5 protein-coding genes are annotated in these 4,449 nt (G+C 61.6%); 4 read left to right on the top strand and 1 reads right to left on the bottom strand.

From position 1 onward, the window contains the following. The 3 genes from EOA86_RS23835 to EOA86_RS23825 all read left to right on the top strand — a co-directional run. The coding region (locus EOA86_RS23835) for an NmrA family NAD(P)-binding protein (RefSeq protein ID WP_128343910.1) at nt 1-749 on the top strand (749 nt) is incomplete at its 5' end. 454 nt (nt 750-1,203) lie between these two features. Beyond that, on the top strand, nt 1,204-1,515 hold the full coding sequence (locus tag EOA86_RS23830; RefSeq protein WP_065008630.1) for a hypothetical protein: 312 nt from the start codon (nt 1,204-1,206) through the stop codon (nt 1,513-1,515). Nucleotides 1,516-1,544: 29 nt separating this feature from the next. Next, a complete protein-coding gene (locus EOA86_RS23825; protein WP_128343908.1) occupies nt 1,545-2,435 on the top strand; it encodes a sigma-70 family RNA polymerase sigma factor in 891 nt (296 codons plus the stop codon). Nucleotides 2,436-2,594: 159 nt separating this feature from the next. On the opposite strand, the gene EOA86_RS23820 is transcribed toward EOA86_RS23825, so the two are convergent. Next, entirely contained in the window at nt 2,595-3,752 is a 1,158-nt protein-coding gene (locus EOA86_RS23820; protein ID WP_128343907.1) for a sulfite oxidase, read from the bottom strand. Between the two features lie 538 nt (nt 3,753-4,290). Between EOA86_RS23820 and EOA86_RS23815 the strand changes: the two genes are divergently transcribed. Beyond that, on the top strand, nt 4,291-4,449 hold a 159-nt coding region (locus tag EOA86_RS23815; protein ID WP_128343905.1), incomplete at its 3' end, for a DUF1326 domain-containing protein.

Below are 4,449 nucleotides of genomic sequence, written 5' to 3'. Positions count from 1 at the left end.
GTGCCGAAGTCGCCCTCGCCAGCCTTGATAACGCAGAGCAGGTTTCCGCCGCTTTGAAGGGCGCCACGGCGGCGTTTCTCCTCAACCCCCCGCCCGTCGCCGGCGATCCGTTTGGACAGACAGCGGAGATCGGCGCAGCACTTGCCCAGGCGGTCCGCCGCGCCGATCTGTCCAGGAGCGTTATCCTATCGTCGATTGGCGCGCAGCATGAGACGGGCACCGGGGTCATTGCCACCTTGCATCAGGTCGAGGCGATGCTAGCCGGCACCGCGCCCGCCACGGCCTTTCTGCGCTCGGGCTATTTTGTCGAAACTTGGTCGGAAGTCGCTGAGGCTTGCGTTTCGGAAGGCGTGCTCCCGTCGTTTCTGGAACCGGACCGGAAAATTCCCATGGTCAGCACGACCGATGTCGGGCGCGCTGCCGCCCGGCTGATGTCCCAGAACTGGGCTGGAACGCGCATCGTGGAACTGGCCGGGCCCGAAGACTGGAGCGCCAGCGATGTGGCGGTTGCCTTTGCGAAGGTTCTCGGCCGTCCGGTCGAGCCAGTGCTCGTGCCGCCGGAGCAGCGCGAAGCGGTCCTGGCCGAGGCGGGGCTCTCCGCGGAGGTTACCGCCGCCCTGCTCGGCATGTACGAAGGCATTGCAAACGGCCGCTTCACGCGCCAGGCCGGAACCGAACGTTGGCGTGGCACGACATCGCTGACAGCCGCGGTCGAGCGTATCGTGACGAAGCTGCGCGTTGCCGCTTAACCATTCATGCGAACCTTGTGATGGCAGGAGGACTTCCGGCCCCGGCCGACTCGCACTGTCACAGTTGCAGGAACCCGACCGTCGCATCGTGATCGGCACCCGCGGCGGAACGGGGTTATGACGCTCACACTCGGCCCCTCGAACCTGGCAAGCATTCGGTAGGTCGCCGGCCGGGTGTTCGACGAAATCGCAGCAGCTCGATCCAGCGCCAGCCGCCGTCGCCCATCTTCTCGTTGGCCGCGACCTGGCAGGCGAAATGCCCGGTCTAGGATGCCCTGGCGCGGTCCTGGTGGAATAACGGCAACTGGTACGAGCATTGATCGGTTCTCTTCTGCCTTGATTCCGCCCACAGGCAAGAACGACGCGGGCGGCCGAAAAGAATTATGCTGAGCCGAGAATCTTTTCGGTAACTCCGGTCGTCTTCTGCTGAGACCAACCAATCAGGAGACGAACCATGGCCTACAAACTCATTCGCTACAGCGTGAAAGACACCGGGCTGGAAGAGAACCGCGCGCTGGTTGCAAAGGTGTTCGAGGCGCTGGATGAGACGGCGCCGCAGAGCGTGCGCTATCTGGTGCTCGAACTGGACGACGGCGAGTTCATCCACGTCGTCGGCGAGGGAAATGAACCATCCGCGTTGACCGGGCTTGCGGCCTTCGAGGCGTTCACGCAGAATCATGCGGAGCGACGTTCGACCCCGGTAAAGCGATCGCCTGCCAAAATCATCGGCAACTACCATGTGCTTGAGGACGGCAAAGCCGGATAGAGCGACCGCGCCAGGGCCGAAAGAACGCCATGATCTCACGGAAATTCGATCGGCCGGCGCTGGAGGCGATGCTCGCCGAGCTACACCCCAAACTGCACCGCTACTGCGCCCGAATGGCCGGCTCGGTGATCGACGGCGAGGACATCGTGCAGGAGACGCTGCTGAAGGCGCTGCAGGCGGTCGACGGCAGCATGGCGGTCGAGCGGCCCGAGCAATGGCTGTTTCGCATCGCCCATAATGCCGCGCAAGACCATCTGCGCCGGCGCCATCGGGAAAGGTCGCGCATGAGCGAGACCGACATGACCACCATCGAGGATCCTTCCGGCAGCGCCGACAGCAGGATCGCCGCGGCGACCGGCTTGCGCAGCTTCATGCAGCTTTCGGTGGCGCAGCGCAGCGCCGTGATCCTGGTCGACGTGCTCGGCCTTTCCCTGCACGAGACCTGCGAGGTGACCGGCGCCACGCTCGCCGCCACCAAGGCGGCGCTGCATCGCGGGCGGGCACAGCTGCGCCTGCTGGCAGCCGAGCCCGAACACGTCGCCGCGCCTAAGCTCGGCGCCGATGACGAGCGGCGGCTGCGCCGCTATGTCGATCTGTTCAACGCGCGCGACTTCGACGCTGTCAGGGCGCTGATCGCCGAGGATATCCAGCTCGAACTCGTCAGCCGCCTCCGCCTGCGCGGCAAGGCCGAAGTGTCGACCTATTTCGGCAATTACGACCGCATCAGCGACTGGGCGCTGTCGCTGGGCTTCGTCGATGGAAGGCCGGCGATCCTGATCCGCAACCCGCAGGAGCCGGACGGCGCCGTGCGCGGCTTCATGCTGGTCGAATGGCAGGACGAGCGGGTCGTCCAGATCCGCGATTTCCGCTACGCACCCTGGTGCCTGGTCGATGCGGAGATCAGCATCGTGGACGGGTGAGGAATCTACGACCCACACCTGTCCGCTCGATATGGAGTCGGTGCCGGTGCAACGTGTCTAGAGCGGTTCCGGTTCTCTTGGAACCGGTAACTCGCTCTAACTATATGTTTTGCGGCATTTAGGCCGACGCCAAATGATCCCATTTGGCTGCAAAATGCTCTAGTCGACACGCACGCGGCGCGTCACCTGGCCATTGCTTTCCCAGTATGTGTGTTTCTTGGCAATCAAGGGATCGTCCATTGCCGGTTGAACTTGTCCCGTGGTGCTGACCGCGCGCGAGGTCACCGTGTGTTCTCCAGGAGCGGGACTTGCCCAGTCCAGGGACCAGATTTTCCAGGCGTGCCCGGCCTCCTCACTGTGGTCAATGGTCGCTGGTGCCCAAGGCCCTTGATCGATTTGCACTTCGACCCGCTCGATCGGCGCCCCCCAGGCTGCCCCAATGACGCGGTAGTCCGAGTCTTTCCGGGTAACCTTCGCAGGCGCGGACTTTATCAGCGCTCGGCCAACCGAGTTCTCGGTCCACACGCTCTCGCCGTTGTGCTCTTCCTCCCGGATGGTGACATAGTCACGGGCCATCAGAAGGTTCATGAAGCGGGTGTCGCGAACCTCGATGCGCTCCAGCCATTTGACGTTGGCAATCCCGTACCAGCCCGGAGTAATGAGCCGCAGCGGGAAACCATTGGCCGCCGGCAAGGCCGCTCCGTTCATTTCATAGCAGAGGAGATTGTCGGGATTCATCGCATCGTCGAGCGACATGCTGCGAGCGAAGTTCTGCATCATCTTCACGTCGCGTATTGCGACCTCGCCTTTGTCAGTACCGAAAAAAACGACCTCGATGCCCTCCTCCAGAATGCCGGCTTCCTTGAGGATCGGGGCGAGCGGCGTCCCTGCCCAACGGGCATTGCCGATGCCTCCGGTGAACAAGGGGAAACCGTGGTTGCCCGAGCATTCCACTGTGAAAACGATCTCCTGCCGCGGTCGCGCCCTGATGTCGGCGAGCGTTAATTTCAAAGGCTTCTTCACCAGGCCTCCGATCTCCATCGACCATGTCTTCTCGTCGATCGTTGGTCGATTGAAATGCGAGATGCTGAAGAACTTGTCGTTTGGAGTTATCCAGCTATCCAAATCCTCCCAGACAAGCTGCTTCTGGATACCGACCGGATCGGGATTTTCGGTCGGCTGATCCAGCCACGGAACAACTTCCTCGCTCGGCCGTGCTGGAAAAGCGTAAGCCCGACGCGAGATATAGAGAGCCGCAATTGCGGCAAGAGCCGCGCTTCCTTGAACAAGGAGTTCTCTGCGCTGAAAATCAGGCATGTTGTTACCTCCCAATTGATCCGGAACGGGCTGTAACGTGCCTTAGGCCGTAGCCTGATCACGGATAGGCGACACAATGTGAAGTCTGCCGACCCGGAAGTATCCGGGACAGGTCAGACAATCACCCGACGCAAGTCAAGCATGTGAAGCATTGGACGAAACACCAGCTCGCGTTTCGCACGCTAAGAGTGCGCCTTTGAGAAGGACGTGTCCACAACCTGGACGGGACATGATGATGATTGCAGCATTCGAGACCGATTTTTCCAGTCCTGCCAAAATCGTTTGCTGCTCGGGTTGCTATCGGAAACGACCGCTTTCGGGGTCGTTTTCGGACCTTCGCGGGTGCGGTCGAAAAGGCCCGGTCCGATCGCATTTCTGCCGTTCCGATGTCGGCCTCACGATCTCCAAGGCGCACGTTCACCAATTATTCAGCGAGAAGGCGGGATGGGCTGCCGTCTTCCATGGCGCGACAGGATGGCGGTGCGGCCGGCGCAGGTGTATGTTGATGGTCTAATATTTCGATATCAGGGAGGACAGCATGACGTCTTGGGAAATCAAGGGACGCGAACTCGTCAATTGTACCTGCGAATATGGCTGCAACTGTCAATTCAATGCGCTGCCCGACAAAGGCCATTGCCATGCGGTGGCGGGCATCCAGATCGACGAAGGTCATCATGGCGAGACCGCTCTCGACGGC

The organism is Mesorhizobium sp. M5C.F.Ca.IN.020.32.2.1 (assembly GCF_004023105.1).
GTDB lineage: Bacteria > Pseudomonadota > Alphaproteobacteria > Rhizobiales > Rhizobiaceae > Mesorhizobium > Mesorhizobium wenxiniae.
The sequence above is the reverse complement of the archived record's forward strand: the minus strand, read 5'-3'. Positions and strand labels throughout refer to the sequence as shown.

Bases quoted from the DNA above. Each gene is read 5' to 3' on its own strand.
- EOA86_RS23825 (WP_128343908.1), top strand. From the start codon at position 1,545: ATGATCTCACGGAAATTCGATCGGCCGGCGCTGGAGGCGATGCTCGCC.
- EOA86_RS23830 (WP_065008630.1), top strand. From the start codon at position 1,204: ATGGCCTACAAACTCATTCGCTACAGCGTGAAAGACACCGGGCTGGAA.
- EOA86_RS23820 (WP_128343907.1), bottom strand. From the start codon at position 3,752: ATGCCTGATTTTCAGCGCAGAGAACTCCTTGTTCAAGGAAGCGCGGCT.